This window comes from Chryseobacterium soldanellicola (genome assembly GCF_900100115.1).
GTDB lineage: Bacteria > Bacteroidota > Bacteroidia > Flavobacteriales > Weeksellaceae > Chryseobacterium > Chryseobacterium soldanellicola.
This window is the reverse complement of sequence record NZ_FNKL01000004.1, coordinates 905115-924097: the sequence shown is the minus strand read 5'-3', so window position 1 is coordinate 924097 and position 18983 is coordinate 905115. Positions and strand designations below refer to the sequence as shown.

Here is an 18983-nt window from a genome sequence, read left to right as displayed (position 1 = left end):
ATTATAATGAGAAAAAAAAGAATTTTTATAGGCTCCTCGTCAGAGGAATTACATTTAGCAGAGGCTGCTAAAATGATATTAGAAAGGGACTTTGAAGTTACCATCTGGAATGAAAAATTATGGGATAATGCTGTTTTTAAATTAAATAATAATTATCTTAATGATTTAATTAAAGCAAGTTTACAATATGATTTTGGTATTTTATTGGGAACCCAAGATGATAAAGTTGAAGTTAGAGGAAAAGACTATTTGCAGCCTAGAGATAATGTGATTTTTGAATTAGGATTATTTATAGGACGATTGGGACTTAACAATTGTGCTTTTATTATTGATGAAGATATTAGAGTTTTATCTGATATTAAAGGAATTTCCCTTGCACGATTTAAAAAAAATGACATAAAGTCCTTTCATGAATCAATAAGGCAAATTGGAGATTTGTTTAAAAGCCAACAAGATTCAGATATTAACTTTTTTCCTTCATCTACATTGGCTTCAGTTTATTTTGAAAATTTTATAAAACCGACATGTACTCATTTAGTTAATAATGATGGATTAGATGATGAAGGAACAAAATATAAAGAATGTAAACTGAAAATAATAATACCTGAAAGGCTTACAACTGATGTAAATCTTCAATTTCAGAATATAAAAAGAAAGTTTTCTTTGAAAAAATTAAGTTTTGATTATGCAGGAAGACCAAGAAATATAGAAGTTGAAGCTATAATAAACGATAATAAGGTATTTATAATTGATTTTCCAACAGTTCTTTCTGGAATAAACTATGCCATTTCGAACTTATTGCCAAATGATTTTAATAAAATGAGTCCAGATTATGATTCAATTATTCAAAGAGAATTTGAAAGATTTATCTACACTTTAAAGAAACTAGCTTTAAGAGATGGCTTTGATTCGTTTATAGAAATTGTAAAAGAACAAGAAATGTAATCCAAACCGTCCTTTTGTGAGGACGGTTTCCCATTTCCAAAAACCACAAAAATTCCCTACTTTAGTTCAAAATTCTCCAATGAAAAAACTCCTGTACTGTTTCTTGATGTTTTCAGCACTTTCCTTTTCCGCGCAAGGAAAAAAATTCTTTGAAGGAGGTGAGGCGCAACTCAAAAATCCGGTTGAGAAAATTAATTTGAACTTTTCCAATAATATACCGTATGTGAAAGTCAATATCAATGGGAAAGAATACAATTTTTTGTTTGATACAGGAGCTCCGACGGTTATTTCCACGGCTGTTTATACAGAACTTGGTTTGGAGAAAAAGCATAAGAAAAAAGTAAAAGATTCGCAGGAAAATAAACAGTCGCAGATCTTTACGGAACTTCCGGAAATGGTGGTTGATAATGTAGTTTTCAAAAATATTGGAGTAATTGTAATGGATTTTAATGTTGCCGAAATGAACTGCTTCAAAGTCGACGGAATCCTCGGAGCCAATCAAATGGCTAAACTTTTCTGGAGGATTAATTATTCTGAAAATTCACTGGAAGCTACAAAAGACCTTTCAAAATTTGATTTAAATGGCTACGATGTGACCATTCCGTTTGAGGCAAGGGCACAGAAAACGCCTATCGTAGAAACCAAGGTTTTAAATAATAAAGTTGAGCTTACCTTTGATACCGGATTTTCAGGAAGAATGAAAGTAACCGACAATAATTTCGATTCTCAAAAAGTAAAAAAGTTCGTAGAAACGTACGGATCGACTTCTGTAGGAGCCTATGGCACGGGAAAACCTACGAAAGGATATATTTTTAGAACCGCTGAATTATCTTTAGGCAATCAGATTTTCCAGAATGAAATGATCACAACCGGAAATTCAAGCCTTATCGGAAATGATTTCTTCAAAAACTTTATTTTTGTGTTAGACTGGGCGAATAATAAAATCTACATGAAGCGCATCAAAAACGATCCTCCAAAACTGGAATCTTTCGGCTTCGGATATCGTTTTGTAGATAACAAGCCTGTCGTGGTTCTGGTCTTTCAGGAGAATGATTTTCCGGTGAAAATTGATGATTCCATTATAAGCATAAACAATGTAAATCTTGATCATCTCAACACAGAATCTGCATGTAACTATATGATCAACAGGGTAGAGGAAAATGCAACAAGCATCAACGTCAAATTAAAAAGAAACGGAAATATTCTGGATGTTAAACTAGATAAAAGAGAATACTTAAAATAATTCAAGAACCTTTCAAAATATAAAACCGCCCTGAAAGAGCGTTTTTTTCGTAAAATTATAATTGAAGTTATGAGTGTCTGTTCATTCTCTTTCTCATCTCAAATGAGCTGTGATCACCGTTCAGAGAACTGATGAAAAACAGGCTGAAACCTACATACGCCACAAAAGCGACAAGATAAATCATCAGGTTATTAAATGTGATTTTCGATACGAATATCAGCACAGAGAAAAGTGCAAATCCAATTAATAAAATAATACTCCATACTTTCATTTTCATAGAATCTTCTTGATTCTTAAACATCATATTCATTAAATTCTTCATCATGAATTATTTTAATTGTTAATTTCTTTTTTATTGCCATTTCTTCTTGACAGAACGATGCCCGACAAATAGGCCCTTCCGTTGTTCAGAATTGCTAATACATCGGTGTAAAAAGTATCACTTTTTACGTTGGCTAAGCTTGCGATGTAGTTGGCCATCTGTTTATAATCGTGACTGAGATTTCTCCTCAATGCCTTTACATCATACGTTTGCTTTTGCGATGTCTCGTAAGAACGCTTTGCAAAAGCAGTGTTGAATGCCGTATTGGAATCCGACAGATGATTGGCGAATTTCACGATACTCAATACAGAAACATGGAAGCTGTATTCTGAAGAGAGTAATTGATCGACAAGCATATTCAGCTTGTTTGTTTCTTCTTCAAAAGAGGCATATTGCACATTTTTATACTCATTCAATAGCAGCTTTATGGCAGTATAAGCATCTCTTTCGATTTGGGTTTTGGCGTTTCTGTAAGGCTTTATAGCATCTCTCAATGCCTGTAGATCGGCATCACGAATCGCGTCTGCATCAGCAATTTTTAATGACTCTTCACTCGCTCTTACCTGATCAAGCGCGCTGTTGAACATCGGGATCTGAGCCTGAATAGCATCAGACATTCTCTTAAAATCAGAATCCGTATTGGCGTTTAAGGTTGAGCTGCCGAAGTCTTCAAAAAAGCGGACAATAAACTGCCCAAATTCAGCATGATGGAGCCTTGAAAGGTCCAAAGTTATTAATTTCTTCATCGAAGTGTGTTTTTAAGAATTTTTTTTCAAAGTTGTATGTAGCTAATTTTATGCCAATTATCTATTTTCTGTAGTAATTAGTAAATCATTATAGATATCTATCATATAAACCGCTTCCGGTGATACACATTACCGGTTTACAATACCGGAATTCCCGACGGACTAAATCAAAACTTTCCTACGCCACCGGAAACTCCGGCGAAGAGAATCAGAATAAGATGAGCCTGTCGGAAATCCCCGTGATGAGAAATTAAAAGAAAGCTCACTATCGGAAAACCCGACGAAGAAAACCTGTATTTTTCAGGAGCTTAATCCCGCTTTCCGCACTCGCTATTTTGAGGATTTCGGCGGCGGCAAAGCCGCCGCCGAAATCCTCAAAATGAGCTCAAACACATGCTCCAATCGGGGCTAGGGGAGCAGTTGTCATCTCAATATATCACAAAAGATTCAATACCCGGTTTGTCATCCTGAAACCTTTAGGTTCGACTTAGTTAAAGGATCTCAAGAATGTATTAGCGATATATTTCTGTCATTGCGAACAGACTGAAGGTCTGCGAACGCAGTTCAGGAGCGACGAAGCAATCTCTAAAAACAAATAGGAAACCAAGCTAACCGCACAATAAGCGCACACTTTGTCATCCTGAAAGGATCTAAACAGTTAAAACATTAATCATTTAAAAAACTAAGTAAACAATGAGATTGCTTCGTCGCTGCGCTCCTCGCAATGACCTCAGTATGTGCGGCGAAAAATTCCCCTTCTTCGGAAGGTGGCGAAAATTCTAAAAGAATTTTGACGGGATGGTTTTTAACGGAGTGAATGTTAATGGTTAATTTCTCAAGCTTCATCTAAATTAACAATCATTTATTGACGATTCACTTTCCTAGCCCGGATAGCAACGGGTACCCCGCAACTAGAAGTGGAAATGGTGAGGTTTCGGTGTGGGATTGCGTTGGCGTGAGGAGTATGAGTGGATAGCCGGAAAAAGCTCCTGATAAATTATACTCAAGTATTTAAAAAAACAAAAACCGCCCCTAAAAGGCGGTTTCATTATCTTACCAGTTCTTATCAATCATATAAATAAGCTGTGTTATTACTGTGGCACCGAGCAGTAATTCTCGGCGGTTCACTTTTTCAAAAGTATCCTCTTCCGTGTGATGAATGTCGAAATATCGTTGGGAATCGGGAACTAATTCAGCTGTTGGAACGCCCATATCATGAAGCGGATAAATATCCGTCCCAGAATATCTGCCTTCAAAATCGGTCGCTCCGTAAGGCTCGAACAGAGGTTTCCAGCTTTTGATCTGATTTCTTTTCTGGTCGTCCATTTCTAAGGAGACCCCTCTGGGCGTAAAACCTCCGGCATCGGTTTCTATGGCGAAAAGATGTTTTTCGTTGTTGTCTCTTACTGTTTTTCCATATTGTATGCCACCTTTTACGCCGTTTTCTTCATTCGCAAAACATACAACTCGTATGGTATGATTGTTTTTAATGCCAAGATTTTTGAAGGTTCTTAAGACTTCAATGCTCTGCACAATTCCCGTTCCGTCATCATGCGCGCCTTCCCCGACATCCCAAGAATCGAGATGTCCGCCGACAAGAATGACATTTTTATCTTTTTTACCCGTAATTTCCCCGATAACGGAATGTGAAAGTTTTTCACCTTTCATTCCACAGCTGGAGTTGAGCTTTGCGGTGATTTTTTGTGATTGTAATAACCTTTCCAATTCGTCTGCTGTGGTATTTCCAATAGCTACGGCAGGGATTTTCTGATCGTTTTCATAACGCATTGCTCCTGTGTGAGGAACATCATCAAACGCAGAAGAAAGCGACCGGATAATAGCAACCTTTCCGCCTTTTTTTGCGGTTAATGAAGCAGCATTCACCCGATATTTGGCTGCATCGCTATATCCTTTAAATGTCTGAATATAAGACTGATTAAAAGGATAGTTGAAGAAAACTATTTTGTCTTTTACCTTTTCGGCAGGAAGCTTTTCGTATTCTTCCATTGATTTTACCATGATAATTTCTCCTGAAACGTCTTTTCCGCCTGTTCCTTCAGAGTTTCCCAGAGAAAGCATTTTCAGGTTTTTCCATTTTCCGTCGGAAATTTTGATCTGTAGAGATTCTTTTCCTCTTTCCCAAACGGGAATCATTACTTCCTGAAACCAGACCTTATCTGCACCTGCATCGCGAAGTTTTTGCTCTGCCCATTTCACGGACTTTTTATACGCTTCGGAACCGCTTAAACGGTGACCGATGTTTTTAGTTAAATCTCTTAATTCGGTGTAAGATTTACCTTTATTTAATATTTCCGTAGAAATTTTACTGAATTGTATGGAATCTTCTTTAGCCTGACCAAAAGCCGGCAAACTAAAAAGTAATAATGATGTTGCTACTATCTTTTTCATTTTTTACCAGTTTTTATCGATCATGAAAATAAGCTGTGTCATGGCAACGGCGCCTAAAAGAAGCTCTCTTTTATTCACTTTATCGAAAGTATCTTCCGTAGAATGGTGATAATCAAAATATCGTTGAGTGTCTACAACCAGCTCTGCCAAAGGAATATCCAACTTTTTTAAAGGCGAAATATCCTGAATGGCTTCCGTCTGATCAAAATCATAAATACCGTACGGCAGGAAATAATTTTTCCATTCAAAAATCTGTTTTCTCCTTTGTGGGGACATATCCAGTGAAAAACCGCGTGGAGAATAGCCTCCCGCATCCGTTCCTAAAGCGAAAACATGTCTCTCATCTTTCTTTTTAACATAAGCCGCATACATTTCTCGCCCTTGTCCGCCGTTTTCACTGTTGGCGTACAAAACAACTCTGATCGTATGATTATTTTCAAAGCCAAGCGCTTTTAAGGTTCTTAAAACTTCAATACATTGAACCACTCCAGTCCCGTCATCAATCGCACCTTCTCCAAAATCCCAGGAATCCAGCTGAGCTCCTAACACAATCACTTTAGAGTCTTTTTTTCCTTGAATCTCAGCAATGATATTCGGATTGGTGGTGTCGCCTTTTGATTCGGCGGTCATATTTATTTTAGCAGTGACTTTTTGTTTTTTTACTAATTTTTCCAGTTCGTCAGCAGATCTTACTCCGATTGATAAGGCAGGAATTTTTACTTTATCATCCGGTTCGTAATAAATCATTTTTGCATGAGGAACATCGTCATTAGCTGTTGTTAATGATCTTATAATTAAAGCTTTTGCTCCTGTTTTAGCGATGACAGAAGCAGAAATCAATTTTGATTTTGCTGCAATTAAGTAAGCATCACTGGTGTTAATAATTTTCGGATCCATGGGAACATTGACGAAAACAATTTTGTCTTTTAACTGTCCCACAGATAAAGCATTAAGCTCAGAAGTAGTATTGATTAAGACAATTTCGCCGGTGAGATCTTTTCCGTCTGTACCTTCCGAATTTCCGAAAGATAGCATTCTGATGTTTCTCCAGTCTCCGTTTGCTGTTTTTATCTGTAAAGATTCTTTTCCTCTGATCCATACCGGAGCTTTTGCTTCCTGTCTCCAGATCATTTCTATTCCGATCTCTTTAAACTTCTTTTCTGCCCATTCAACAGCCTTTGCATAGCCGGGAGTTCCGCTGAAACGCGGTCCGACCCCTTTAGTTAATTGTCCGAGATTGTCGTATGCGGTTCCATTGGTCATGATTTCGTCTGAAATCTTTTTAAATTCATCATGATAGTTGAATTTTGCCGAAACGTTTGTCTTTTTTACCGTTTTTTTCTGAGGTTTTTTTTGAGAAAATAAAAATCCACTCAAAAAGAGTGGAATTATAATGAATATTTTTTTCATTTTTTATTTACCTTTTCTTTTTCCGCTGATAAAAGTAGGGAAAATATAGGAATAAATTAAGGTTTCATATCGTACATTAATAAGGCTGTAACCAATTTGGGCTCAATAAATGTACATTTTGGAGGCATGCTCAGTTTTAAATCAGAAATTTTAATCATATCATTAAAACTGACAGGATATATTCCAAAACCGACTCTTCCTTCACCATTGTCTACTTTTTCTTTTAACAGATTAATCCCTTCGATGTTGGAAGTTCCTTTTACATAAGAAATCTTATCTGAGCTGTCCGGATCTTCAATTTTTAAAATATCTTTAAAAATATATTTATCTAAAAGATGGTGGTCAAGATTGTCTAAAGACATTTCCTGAGAGCGAAGGTCGTGCTTTACGTGAAGAGAGTAAAATTTACCGTCCATATACATTGACATATGGAATTTCTGCGAAGGAAAATAAGGTGCTTCTCCTTTTTCGTGAATAAGGAAATATTTTTCAAGCTGCTTTAAAAAATCTTCAGCTGGAACACCATTAAGATCAGTTAAAATCCTGTTGTAATCATGAATTTTAATCGACTGGTTGGAAACGATGAAACTGTACACAAAATTATAAGCTTCCGTACCGTTATGTCTTTTGTTTTTGTCTTTATGAAGCTTTGCATTAAGCGCTGTGGAACCAATCCTGTGGTGGCCGTCCGCAATATAAAATGCATCGATCTGATCGATTACTTCTTTAAACTGTTGCAGTTTCAGACGGTTATCAATCCTCCAGATTTTGTGTCTGATTCCTTTTGTATCCACATGATTGAAAATCGGAACATTTTTTTCTTCATGATTCATCAGCAATTCAATCTTGGAATTGGCGGGATAGGTCAATAAAACAGGTTCTGCCTGTAGATTTACCTTATCAAGATAATGAGCCAGCTTTTCCTTTTTCTGAGGAATTGTGCTCTCGTGTCTTTTAATTTTGCCGTTCCAGAAATCTTCGATGCTCGCTAATCCTAAAAGGCCTCTGAAAACCTGTTTGCTGGGATAAATCTGCTCATAAAGATAATAGGCCGAGCTGTCCTGAATGAGTTTTTTCTCTTCAACCAGCTCTTCAAATGTCGATCGGATTTTCCTTAAATTCCTATCAATATCTTTAGATTTACTTACAACATAAGGTTTTATCATGTTGATGTAAGTATTTTCAACTTGGGCTTTCTCCGCTATTTCTTCCTGGGTAAAATTATCCAGCGGATGAGTAGGGAAGGTGCTCTCGAAGTCTTTATGAGGTCTTATTCCACGGAAAGGTTTAAAAACAGGCATATTTTATTGTATAGTTTCTTTTTGTAGCTTAATAATCTGTTCTGCTAATTCGACGCCGATTTTTTCCTGGGCATCTACCGTATTTCCGCCAACGTGTGGGGATAGAGATAGCGCAGGATTCATCAATAAAGGCAGTTCCGGAGTTGGTTCGTTTTCAAAAACATCCAGTGCTGCTCCTGCAACTTTTCCTGATTCAATAAAATCGATCAGTGCTACTTCATTGATAACGCCGCCTCGTGCAGTATTTACAATATAAACTCCGTCTTTCATCTTTTCAAACTGAGGCGTGTCTATGATATATTCGTTGGTCTTCGGCGTATTGATACTGATGAAATCTGCTTCCTTAAGAAACTCATCCGTATTGTTGGTAGAAGTAATTTCAAAGTTCACTGACTGGCCGTCAAAAAAACTTAATGTCAAAACTTCCGTTGCAGGTTTTCTTGTTAAAACTTTAACCTTCATTCCTAAAGAAATCCCGATTTTTATAACTTCCTGACCAATACTTCCAAAACCAATAACTCCTAACGTCTTCCCTGAAAGCTCGTACGCATTGCTGAACGATTTTTTCATGGCATTGAAATGAGTTTCTCCTTCCAAAGGCATCAATCTGTTCGATTCATGAAGGAATCTCGCCAGTGAAAAGAAATGCCCGAAAACCAGCTCTGCAACCGATTTTGAAGATGCTGTAGGGGTATTAATTACTTTAATTCCTTTACTTTTTGCATATTCAACATCGATATTGTCCATACCGATACCACCTCTTCCGATGATTTTAAGGCTTGGACAAGCATCAATCATATCTTTTCTTACTTTCGTAGCGCTTCTTACGAGAAGTATATCTACGTTGTTTTCATTGATGAAATTGATCACATGGTCCTGTGCAACTTTGTTGTCCAACACTTCAATTCCGGCATTTTTTAATGCCTGTTCTCCAGCTTTCGAAATTCCGTCGTTTGCTAAAACTTTCATGGTTTTTTTATTTAATTTAAAATTTTAAAGATTGCAATATTTAAAAATTAAATAGTTGCGCAAATTAAGAAAATTTAATTAATGATAAATAATCCTTAAATCTTTGAATTTTAAATATTTAAATTATTTAACAGACTTCATTACATCCACCAAAACCTGCACGCTTTCGATCGGTAAAGCATTGTATAAACTTGCTCTGTAACCTCCCAAACTTCTGTGTCCGTTCAGTCCGCTGATTCCGGCAGCTTTCCATGCAGCGTCGAATTCCTCTTTTTTGCTGTCATCGATTAATTTAAATGAAACATTCATCAACGAGCGGTCTTCTTCTTTGCAGAACGTTTCAAATAACGGATTGCTGTCGATTTCGTCATACAAAAGTTTTGCTTTTGCTTCGTTTCTGGCTTCGGCAGCTGCAATTCCTCCATTATTTTCTAAATGTTGCAAAGTCAGTAAAGACGCATATACAGGGAAAACCGGTGGCGTATTGTACATTGATTCTTTAGAAATATGCTGAGAATAATCTAACATTGAAAGCATATTTTCTCTTCCTGTTTTTCCAAGGATTTCTTTTTTGATCACTACTAAAGTAACTCCCGCAGGTCCCATATTTTTCTGGGCTCCGGCGTAGATTAAATCAAATTTTGAGAAATCCAGCTGTCTTGAGAAAATATCAGAGCTCATATCGCAAACCATCAAAGTTTCCACTTCAGGGAAAGACTTCATCTGAGTTCCGTAAATTGTATTATTTGAAGTACAATGAAAATAATCGTACTCTGATCCTACCGTATAATCTTTTGGAATGAAAGAGTAGTTTTCCTCTTTCGAAGAACCTACAACATCTACATTTCCTAATTTTTTTGCTTCCTTTATAGCTCCAGCAGCCCAGGTTCCTGTATCTAGATAAGCTGCTTTTCCGCCAACTTTCAACAAGTTATAAGGCACCATCGCAAACTGAAGACTGGCACCACCACCCAAATACAAAACTTCATAATCATCGCCTAAATTCATCAGTCTTTTTACAATGGCACGCGCTTCGTCCATTACCGCAACGAAATCCTTGCTTCTGTGAGAGATCTCAAGAAGAGACAATCCTATACCGTTAAAATCTAAAATAGCTGCTGCCGACTTTTCGAATACCTCTTGTGGTAAGATACATGGTCCTGCGCTGAAGTTGTGCTTTTTGCTCATATTTTTATTTTTTGGTTTGCAAGAATATCAATCTCTTGCGGTTTCAGAATTAATATTTTATTGGATTTTTTCAAGTTTATAGTTAAAAAAACCGTCTCATGCTTGATGAGACGGCGTTTTTTATTCACCGTGTAAGAATGCTTTTTTATTAAGCAGTGCTTCTTCTGATTCTACATGGTCCTCATCCGGAACACAGCAGTCAACAGGGCAAACCGCTGCACACTGCGGCTCTTCATGGAAGCCTTTACATTCCGTACATTTATCTGTTACAATGAAATACACATCATCACTTACGGGCTCCTGTGGTGAATCTGCATCCACAGTGAGTCCTGATGTTAATGTTACTGTACCTTTCAGCTCAGTACCTTCGGAAGCTTTCCAATCTACTGCTCCTTCATAAATTGCATTATTTGGACACTCTGGTTCGCAGGCCCCGCAATTAATGCATTCATCAGTTATTTTAATAGCCATCGCTAATTTTTTTTAAATTTGCACAAAATTACAAAATATTCCCCAATTTTACAGTAATTATGAATATTGAAAATCAAGTTTTAGGACTTACGAAGGTAAGCAATTATATTAAAGATTTTTTAACAAAGAATCCTGAGGATTATAATGAAAATGATTCTGATTTTGAGTTATTGTTAGAAAAATCAAAAATAGAGAACCAGTGGTTCACAATTGAAAATCAGAAATTTGCCTTAAAACAATGGGCAGATTTATTAACCGAAGAAAATATAAAGAATTGGATTCAGGCATATACGATCTCAAAAATCCCTAAAAGAGTAGGATTGATCCTGGCCGGAAATATTCCTATGGTGGGATTTCATGATGTGATTTCTGTGGTTTTGAGCAATCATATTCCGGTAATCAAATTGTCTTCAAAAGACAGATACATGATTCCTTTTTTGTTGAAAAAATGGAAAGAATTTTCTAATGATAATGTTGAATATGAGTTTGTTGAAAGATTAGAGAATTTCGATGCCGTAATCGCTACAGGAAGCAATAATACAGCAAGATACCTTGAATATTATTTTAAAAACCATTTAAATATCATCAGAAAAAACAGAACTTCCATTGCTGTTCTGAAAGGTGATGAAACTGTAGAAGAATTAAAACTTTTAGCGAATGATATTTTCCAGTATTTCGGTTTAGGTTGCAGAAATGTAACAAGAATTTTTATTCCGCAGGATTTTGTTATTGACAGATTATTTGAAAGTTTCATTGATTTTCAGGATATTATCAATCATAATAAATATGCGAATAATTACGAATACAACAGAGCGGTTTACCTTTTAAATCAAGAACAATTTTGGGATAATAATTTCGTTATGTTAAAAGAAGATGATAAACTGTTTAGCCCACTTTCTGTAATTAATTTCAGCAGATATTCTTCTTTGGAGGATGTTAAAAGCTTTATTGCTGAAAATGAAGAGAATATTCAATGTGTGGTTGCGAAAAATGGACTGGGTTTTGATACCATTGCTTTTGGGCAGGCGCAAAACCCAAGTTTAGACACCTATGCAGATAATGTTGACACAATGAAGTTTTTAGAGCTGGTTTAATTGTCTTTGTCTTAAATAATAATTTACATCAAATCACCGAATTTTATGAAAAAAATATTTTTAATTCTTTCTGTTTTTGCAGTTCACCTGTGTTTTTCACAGAAAGTAAAAAGCGTTACCGTAAAAGAAGCCAAGACGACTGAGCAAAAGCTTGAGCTCAGCAAAGACAAAATTGAATTATTCAACGGGAAATTTGTGCAGTTTATCACCGCATTAAAAACTTCCGATAAAAAGACAATGGAAAGTCTGCTTTCTGACAATGCAAAAACAGCTGTTACGGATAAAGTCTATAAAAGGCTGACGGAAGATATTCATTTTGATAAAAAGCTTGAAATCTTTAAAACAGGCTATAAATCGTTGATCGGAGGTGGTAATTACCCAATGATTCAGTATAAATATTCGGATGATAAGTCGACTGAGCCTAAAGAAATTATTACGGCTGTTTTTGAAGAAAATGGCAAAATCTTAGGAATTAAGCCTTATAAACAAACAAAATAAATAAATTAATTTTATATATTTAAATAAAAATATAAACTATGATGACAGATGTTTTAGTTGCGAATTCTAAAGACGTGGAAAAGGCAAGTTTTTACAAAAAAACGTATTTACACGTTGCTGTATCAATCCTTTTATTTATCGGGGTTGAAACGGTTTTATTAAAAGTGGTTCCGGAACAATTGATCTTGGCAATGTTTGCTCAAAGGTACGCTTGGCTATTGATTATCGGAGTATTTTGGCTGGCTTCGGTTTTAGCTACAAAATGGTCTCTTTCTCAAAGTAAGGCAACACAGTATTTCGGCCTCGGATTTTATATTTTATTGGAAGCGGTAATTTTCTTGCCTCTGATTTATATAGCAATTGTTTATTCTGGCGGACAGGTGATTTATCAGGCGGCAATGCTTACTCTGGCGATGTTTGCCGGAATTTCTGCAGTAGCGTTTACTTCCAAAAGAGATTTTTCTTTTTTAAGGAATATCATCGTAATCGGTGGATTTATTTCACTGGGATTGATCGTTGGCGGAATGCTTTTCGGGTTCAATCTTGGACTTTGGTTCTCTGTAGGAATGGTGATTTTGGCTTCTGCTACGATCTTATATCAGACAAGTAAGCTTAAAGATTCTTATGGTGTCAACCAATATGTGGGAGCTTCGTTACAGCTTTTTGCATCTATTATGTTGCTGTTCTGGTATATTTTAAGTATTCTTATGAGCAGAAGAAGCTAATGTAAAAGTGATAAATTATGAATTTAAATTATGAATTTTTCAAAATGTTTAAATTCATTTTTATAAACCAAAAAATCCTGATGTCTTTTCATCGGGATTTTTTATGTGAAGTCAATAATTTTTCAATTATTAAATCTTTCAATCTTTTAATAAAAAAGCTATTTATCAATGGATCCTAAAACCTTTTGAGCAAAAGAATTTAAAGCATCCTTTTCACTCATTCCGTTTTGTACGTTGGCGTGAACTTCCAAGGCTCCGCAGATGTTTGTAATTAACTCACCTGCAACGTTTAAGTCCTCTTCACTTGTACCTCTGAATTCGCTGAAGCTCTCCAAAACCTCTAATGTTTTTTCAAGATTTTCGGGCGTTTGGTTCTGGTAAAATTGTCTGATTACGGGTAATTTCATAGCTTATAATTCGTTAAATAAATTAATTAAACTTTCAGCCTGATTAGATTGAACCTGATTCACCAATTCACCATTTTTGAAGATCGCGAAAGTAGGTAAATTGTCAACTTTGGCTAATTTTCTGCTTTCCGGTAATTTTTCTGCATCTACGTATAGGAAAGGAATGTTTTCATTTTCCGATGCTAATTTTTTGAATTTCGGTTTCATTATTCTGCAGTTTCCGCACCAGGTTGCCCCGTACTGCACCACAACTTTTTCATTGTCGCTTACAATATTTTGCAGCGTATCTTCTGTTAATTCTGTATACATAATTTAAATTGAAAATTTGGGATTTACTAAAATAGAAAATGAGATAATTCTTAAATAATCAATGTGACTAATTCTCAAATTATCTCATTTTCAAATTAACACATTGTATTAGTTCTTAGCTAAATACTCAGCAGTAGAATTTCTGTCGGCTTTCATCGCTTCTTTTCCTTCTTCCCAGTTTGCAGGGCAAACTTCACCGTGCTTCTGAACGTGCGTATAAGCATCAATTAATCTTAAATATTCTTTTACGTTTCTTCCCAAAGGCATATCATTTACAGACTCATGGAAGATTTTTCCGGTTTCATCAATTAAATAAGTTGCTCTGTAAGTTACGTTTGAACCTGTGAAAATTTCATTTCCTTCTTCATCAAATTCGAAATCCTGATCAACGATTCCCAACATATTTGCCAACTGTCTGTGTGTATCAGCCAAAATTGGATAAGTTACCCCTTCAATACCTCCGTTATCTTTTGATACGTTCAACCAAGCGAAATGCACTTCGTTTGTATCGCAAGAAGCACCGATTACCTTAGTGTTTCTTTTTTCAAATTCACCTAAAGCCTCCTGGAAAGCGTGAAGCTCAGTCGGGCAAACAAAAGTGAAATCTTTCGGATACCAGAACAAAACTACTTTCTGCTGGTTTTTTGTTGTTTCTTCAAAGATGTTGATTCTAAGATCATCACCCATTTCAGACATTGCATCGATTGTTACATTCGGGAATTTTTTTCCTACTAAAGACATAATTTTCTCGTTTTTATATTATAATTTTCTGATGCAAATATATAACTATTTTGTCTATCGAACAAGTTGATATTGATAAATAAAATCTATAATTGTTTTTGATTAAAAATAGAATAAAATGTGTTTAAACTGGTGTTTTTCACTATTTTAATAAACAAATTTTTTATTTTTGATTAAGGTTTCGTCTATTAGAAAAAAATAAAAAAGCCTAAGCTTTTAAACTTAGACTTGATTTTTAAATAAGATGAAAATTTTTAAGACTAATTAAATTTTTCGAGTAATTCTTTAATTCTTTTCATGGCTTCTCTCAAATCATCTTCTGAAGCTGCATATGAAAATCGGATACATTCCGGGCTTCCAAAAGAAACTCCTCCCACACAGCCCACATGAGCTTTTTCTAAAAGAAACATAGCGAAATCATCAGAATCTTTAATCTCTGTTCCGTCTAAAGTTTTACCAATATAATGAGAAATATCAGGGAAGAAATAAAAGGCAGCCTTTGGCAGCAAAACCTTAAAACCCGGAATTTCTTTAATTAAATCATACACAAGATCTCTTCTCTTTTTGAAAGCATCGATCATAAATTTGTACTCGGAAGGATTGGTTTGTAACGCTGTGATGGAAGCTCTTTGCGCCATTGTGTTTGCTCCGCTCGTCATTTGTCCCTGTATTTTTTCACAGGCTTTTGCCAGCCATTCCGGGCAGGCAGAATATCCGATTCTCCAGCCTGTCATTGCAAAAGCTTTTGACATTCCGTTGATTACCGCAGTTTGTTCGTACACTTCCGGAAACTGGGCGATGGAAGTTGTTTTTGTTTCGTAATTGATATATTCGTAAATCTCATCCGAAATTACCGTGACATGAGGATATTTAGCGATAACTTTAGCTAAAGATTTCAATTCGTCATAGGTATAATAACCACCAGAAGGATTGCAAGGTGAGCTGAACAAAATTGCTTTTGTTTTTTCATTAATTGCTTCTTCCAGTTGCTCTGCAGTGATCTTAAAATCAGTAATATAAGATGTCGGAAGCATTACAGAATTTCCACCCATCATTTTTACCATTTCATCATAGCTTACCCAATACGGATTAGGAAGGATGACCTCGTCTCCATCATTTAGCAGTGATGCCAAAACGTTTAAAATAGCCTGTTTTGCACCATTTGAAACACAAATCTGTGTAGGTTTATATTCTAAACTATTATCTCTTTTAAGTTTATCAGAAATTGCCTGGCGAAGTTCCAAAAATCCCGGAACAGGAGAGTAGTGACTGTAATTTTGGTTAATAGCATCGAAAGCGGCTTGTTTTATATTATCGGGAACATCAAAATCGGGTTCGCCGAGAGTTAAGCTGATAACATCTATTCCGTTGGCTTTCATTTCTCTAGCCTTGTTAGACATTACAAAAGTTTGCGAGTAACCGAGTCTCTGTACTCTATCTGAAAGTTTGTCCATATAGTTTTTTGCATTTAAACAAATATATAATAAAAACTTAATCTGAATAAAATGTGATCAAAAAAAACAAATAATCCAAGATATAGATTTATTATATTTACAAATGTCTGTTTTAAATTAACTTGTTATGAAATATTTTCTTCTTTTAATGCTTTTTCCATGTATCATTTTTTCGCAGGCCCGTTTAAAAAAAGATGATGAAATAACAAAATATGTCTCTGAGGTTAATGCTGATTCTTTAAAATCTTATATCAATAAGCTTGTCAGCTTTCATACAAGACATACTTTGAGCACAGTTGATGATCAAAATAAAGGAATAGGCGCAGCACGAAACTGGGTTCTTAAAAAATTTAAACAATATTCAAAAAATTCTGGTGGGAGAATGGAAGTTTATCTTCAGCAACAGGATCTTCAGCCTGATGGAAAGCGTGTAGATCAGGGAGTTAACCTCGGAAATCCTATTGCATATCTAAAAGGAACTGACCTGAATGATAAAAGAATTTTTCTGATTTCCGGACATCTTGATTCGCGTGTTACTGATATTATGAATCGAACTTCTTTTGCTCCGGGCGCAAATGACGACGGAAGCGGAGTAAGTGCAGTAATTGAAGCAGCAAGAATTTTAAGCAAATCTTCATTTCCGGCGACTATTATTTTTGTCGCATTTTCAGGAGAAGAACAATCGCTCCTTGGCTCTAAAATGTTGGCGGAAAAAGCTAAAAAAGAAGGTCTTCAAATCGAAGCTGTTCTAAATAATGACATGATCGGCAACGTTAAAGCCGGAGAAACGGGCGAAACAAATGACCGCACACTTCGGGTATTCAGTGAAGGGCTTCCTTATCCGGATATTGATAAAAAAGCCATGGCAATCAGGAATATCGGACTCGAAAATGACGGAGATTCCAGACAGTTAGCCAGATACATAAAAGAAATTGCAGAGAAATATGTCAAAAAATTAGATGTAAAATTAATCTATAGAAATGACAGATTCTTACGTGGCGGAGATCATTCCAGCTTTGTTAATTACGGGTTTCCATCAGTGAGATTGACAGAATATTATGAAAATTACAATCATCAGCATCAGGATGTAAGAACAGAAAAAAATATTCAGTATGGCGACCTTCCGGAATTTATAGATCATGATTATCTCAAAAAAAATGTTGCTGCAAATGTTGCCGTGCTAGCCAATCTTGCCAAATCTACCTCAAAGCCTGAGAATGTAGAAGTAGAGGTGAAAGAACTTACCAATTCTACCACGTTACATTGGAAAAAGCCGAAATCCGGAACACCGGCAGGATATTTTGTGCTGATAAGAGAAACGGATAGCCCTGTATGGCAAAAAGAAATATTTACAACACAGCTTTCTATTAAGATTCCGTTGTCAAAGGATAATTATATCTTTGCGGTACAGGCAGTTAGTAACACTGGAAATTTAAGCTTGCCTGTTATTCCTAGTATTGCAAAATAATCTGAGGTGATGAAAATTCAAATACTTTATGATTATCCATAATTTGAGAAAATTGAAGAATCTTTGCGTGCCTTGCGTTAAAAAAGGCATTATAATTAAAGCGGATATTCAGAATTTAATTTGAATACAATGTGAAATAAAACTTATTTTTGCCAACTATAATAATTCATATGTCTATATCGTTACTATTAAAATACTTTCCGGATCTTACAGAAACACAGATTGACCAGTTCACTCAGCTAGAAAATCTCTACAACGAATGGAACGAAAAAATCAACGTCATCTCAAGAAAAGATATGGAATCGCTGTATGAAAAGCATATTTTACACTCTTTGGGAATCGCAAAAGTGATGGAATTTGCACCGGGAACCAAAGTTTTAGACATCGGGACTGGTGGTGGTTTTCCCGGAATTCCGTTAGCGATTTTATTTCCTGAAGTAAAGTTTACATTAATTGATTCTATTGGAAAGAAAATAAGTGTAGTAAATGCTGTTGCAGAAGGAGTTGGATTGAAAAACGTCACTGCAATCCACGGAAGGGCGGAAAAAGTAAAAGAAAAATTCCATTTTGTAGTAAGCAGAGCGGTTACTCAGATGCCGGAATTTTTGAGATGGTTAAAAGGCAAATTTGAAAAAGAACAGTTTAATCCCAAACATAACGGAATTTTATATTTAAAAGGCGGCGATCTTGCAGAAGAGCTGGCCGGACTTAAATGTGAAATTTTTAATCTTAAAAGCTATTTTGATGAAGAATTTTTTGATACAAAAAAAGTTGTTTATGTATCGAAAGGTAATTTTAATTCTTAAATTTAACATAATTAAGGAATAATTTTTGCTCAAATTTTAGTAATAATCGAAATTTATACAGTGTTATGAAAAAGTTTTTAAATATTGGGTTTTCAGCAATAATTTTAGGATTATTTTTGACCTCATGTAATGACGACGACGATTATCAGACCATTGAATCTATCGACAAAATAAAAATCGATAGTGTTAAAATTGCAAATGATACGATGGATGTTTTTACTGTTCAGAGTATCAGGACTTATTCTACTTATCCGTCTCATTGTGAGGGCTTTTACGGCTATGATTACATTCATAATGATAACTTGACAAGATCTGTTACGGCATATAAATATATCACCAACGGGCCTTGTGTTCAAAGCAGTTTTACAGGAATCAACCAGATCAATTTCAGTCCTCGGCAAACAGGAACTTACACTTTTAAATTTTGGAACGGCGGTAGTAATTGGATTACCAGAACAATTGTAGTAGAATAAAATA

At 35.4% G+C, this 18983-nt stretch carries 20 protein-coding genes; 8 read left to right on the top strand and 12 right to left on the bottom strand.

Features of this window, described 5'->3' with window-relative positions:
• Positions 1-6 precede the first annotated feature (6 nt).
• Together cap12 and BLT04_RS18365 are read left to right on the top strand one after the other, a co-directional pair.
• Positions 7-945 carry a CBASS system CD-NTase-associated NAD(+) hydrolase Cap12 gene (gene cap12, locus BLT04_RS18370; protein ID WP_089757238.1) on the top strand — a complete coding sequence of 313 codons (939 nt, stop codon included), beginning with the start codon at positions 7-9 and terminating at the stop codon, positions 943-945.
• Between the two features lie 79 nt (positions 946-1024).
• On the top strand, positions 1025-2188 hold the full coding sequence (locus BLT04_RS18365) for a retropepsin-like aspartic protease (RefSeq protein WP_089757237.1): 1164 nt from the start codon (positions 1025-1027) through the stop codon (positions 2186-2188).
• 67 nt (positions 2189-2255) lie between these two features.
• Here BLT04_RS18365 and BLT04_RS18360 read toward each other — a convergent pair whose 3' ends face one another.
• From BLT04_RS18360 to BLT04_RS18325, 8 genes are all read right to left on the bottom strand, one after another.
• A complete protein-coding gene (locus BLT04_RS18360; protein WP_139166280.1) occupies positions 2256-2513 on the bottom strand; it encodes a hypothetical protein in 258 nt (85 codons plus the stop codon).
• Between the two features lie 8 nt (positions 2514-2521).
• Positions 2522-3256 (bottom strand): DUF6261 family protein, encoded by a 735-nt coding sequence (locus tag BLT04_RS18355; RefSeq protein WP_089757235.1) that lies wholly within the window; start codon positions 3254-3256, stop codon positions 2522-2524.
• A gap of 1053 nt (positions 3257-4309) precedes the next feature.
• Positions 4310-5665, bottom strand: a complete 1356-nt coding sequence (locus BLT04_RS18350; protein WP_089757234.1) for a M20/M25/M40 family metallo-hydrolase — start codon at positions 5663-5665, stop codon at positions 4310-4312.
• 3 nt (positions 5666-5668) lie between these two features.
• A complete protein-coding gene (locus BLT04_RS18345) occupies positions 5669-7075 on the bottom strand; it encodes a M28 family peptidase (RefSeq protein ID WP_089757233.1) in 1407 nt (468 codons plus the stop codon).
• A gap of 56 nt (positions 7076-7131) precedes the next feature.
• Positions 7132-8376, bottom strand: coding sequence for a DUF1015 domain-containing protein (locus BLT04_RS18340; protein WP_089757232.1), 1245 nt, complete (start codon positions 8374-8376; stop codon positions 7132-7134).
• A gap of 3 nt (positions 8377-8379) precedes the next feature.
• The gene (locus BLT04_RS18335; RefSeq protein ID WP_089757231.1) at positions 8380-9345 is read right to left on the bottom strand and encodes a D-2-hydroxyacid dehydrogenase; all 966 of its coding nucleotides are present in this window, start codon (positions 9343-9345) and stop codon (positions 8380-8382) included.
• 123 nt (positions 9346-9468) lie between these two features.
• On the bottom strand, positions 9469-10533 hold the full coding sequence (gene serC, locus BLT04_RS18330; RefSeq protein ID WP_089757230.1) for a 3-phosphoserine/phosphohydroxythreonine transaminase: 1065 nt from the start codon (positions 10531-10533) through the stop codon (positions 9469-9471).
• Positions 10534-10653: 120 nt separating this feature from the next.
• Positions 10654-11004, bottom strand: coding sequence for a 4Fe-4S binding protein (locus BLT04_RS18325; protein WP_047402186.1), 351 nt, complete (start codon positions 11002-11004; stop codon positions 10654-10656).
• Positions 11005-11063: 59 nt separating this feature from the next.
• On the opposite strand from BLT04_RS18325, the gene BLT04_RS18320 reads away from it, so the two are divergent.
• The 3 genes from BLT04_RS18320 to BLT04_RS18310 are packed head-to-tail and all read left to right on the top strand — an operon-like array spanning position 11064 to position 13321.
• Positions 11064-12098 carry an acyl-CoA reductase gene (locus BLT04_RS18320; protein ID WP_089757229.1) on the top strand — a complete coding sequence of 345 codons (1035 nt, stop codon included), beginning with the start codon at positions 11064-11066 and terminating at the stop codon, positions 12096-12098.
• 45 nt (positions 12099-12143) lie between these two features.
• Positions 12144-12596: a hypothetical protein gene (locus BLT04_RS18315; RefSeq protein WP_089757228.1), complete on the top strand. Its 453-nt coding sequence runs from the start codon at positions 12144-12146 to the stop codon at positions 12594-12596.
• A 38-nt stretch (positions 12597-12634) separates the two neighbouring features.
• Complete coding sequence (locus BLT04_RS18310) at positions 12635-13321, top strand: Bax inhibitor-1/YccA family protein (protein ID WP_089757227.1); 687 nt, start codon at positions 12635-12637, stop codon at positions 13319-13321.
• Positions 13322-13479: 158 nt separating this feature from the next.
• Here the strand turns inward: BLT04_RS18310 and BLT04_RS18305 are convergent, their stop codons facing one another.
• From BLT04_RS18305 to BLT04_RS18290, 4 genes are all read right to left on the bottom strand, one after another.
• Positions 13480-13728, bottom strand: a complete 249-nt coding sequence (locus BLT04_RS18305) for a DUF6952 family protein (protein ID WP_027375263.1) — start codon at positions 13726-13728, stop codon at positions 13480-13482.
• Between the two features lie 3 nt (positions 13729-13731).
• A complete protein-coding gene (locus BLT04_RS18300) occupies positions 13732-14037 on the bottom strand; it encodes a thioredoxin family protein (protein WP_089757226.1) in 306 nt (101 codons plus the stop codon).
• Between the two features lie 108 nt (positions 14038-14145).
• Positions 14146-14778: a peroxiredoxin gene (locus BLT04_RS18295; protein ID WP_089757225.1), complete on the bottom strand. Its 633-nt coding sequence runs from the start codon at positions 14776-14778 to the stop codon at positions 14146-14148.
• 260 nt (positions 14779-15038) lie between these two features.
• Positions 15039-16232 carry a pyridoxal phosphate-dependent aminotransferase gene (locus tag BLT04_RS18290; protein ID WP_089757224.1) on the bottom strand — a complete coding sequence of 398 codons (1194 nt, stop codon included), beginning with the start codon at positions 16230-16232 and terminating at the stop codon, positions 15039-15041.
• Between the two features lie 127 nt (positions 16233-16359).
• On the opposite strand from BLT04_RS18290, the gene BLT04_RS18285 reads away from it, so the two are divergent.
• From BLT04_RS18285 to BLT04_RS18275, 3 genes are all read left to right on the top strand, one after another.
• Complete coding sequence (locus BLT04_RS18285; RefSeq protein WP_089757223.1) at positions 16360-17700, top strand: M28 family metallopeptidase; 1341 nt, start codon at positions 16360-16362, stop codon at positions 17698-17700.
• Positions 17701-17870: 170 nt separating this feature from the next.
• Entirely contained in the window at positions 17871-18506 is a 636-nt protein-coding gene (gene rsmG / locus BLT04_RS18280; protein ID WP_089757222.1) for a 16S rRNA (guanine(527)-N(7))-methyltransferase RsmG, read from the top strand.
• 65 nt (positions 18507-18571) lie between these two features.
• On the top strand, positions 18572-18979 hold the full coding sequence (locus tag BLT04_RS18275; RefSeq protein ID WP_089757221.1) for a hypothetical protein: 408 nt from the start codon (positions 18572-18574) through the stop codon (positions 18977-18979).
• Positions 18980-18983: the final 4 nt, after the last annotated feature.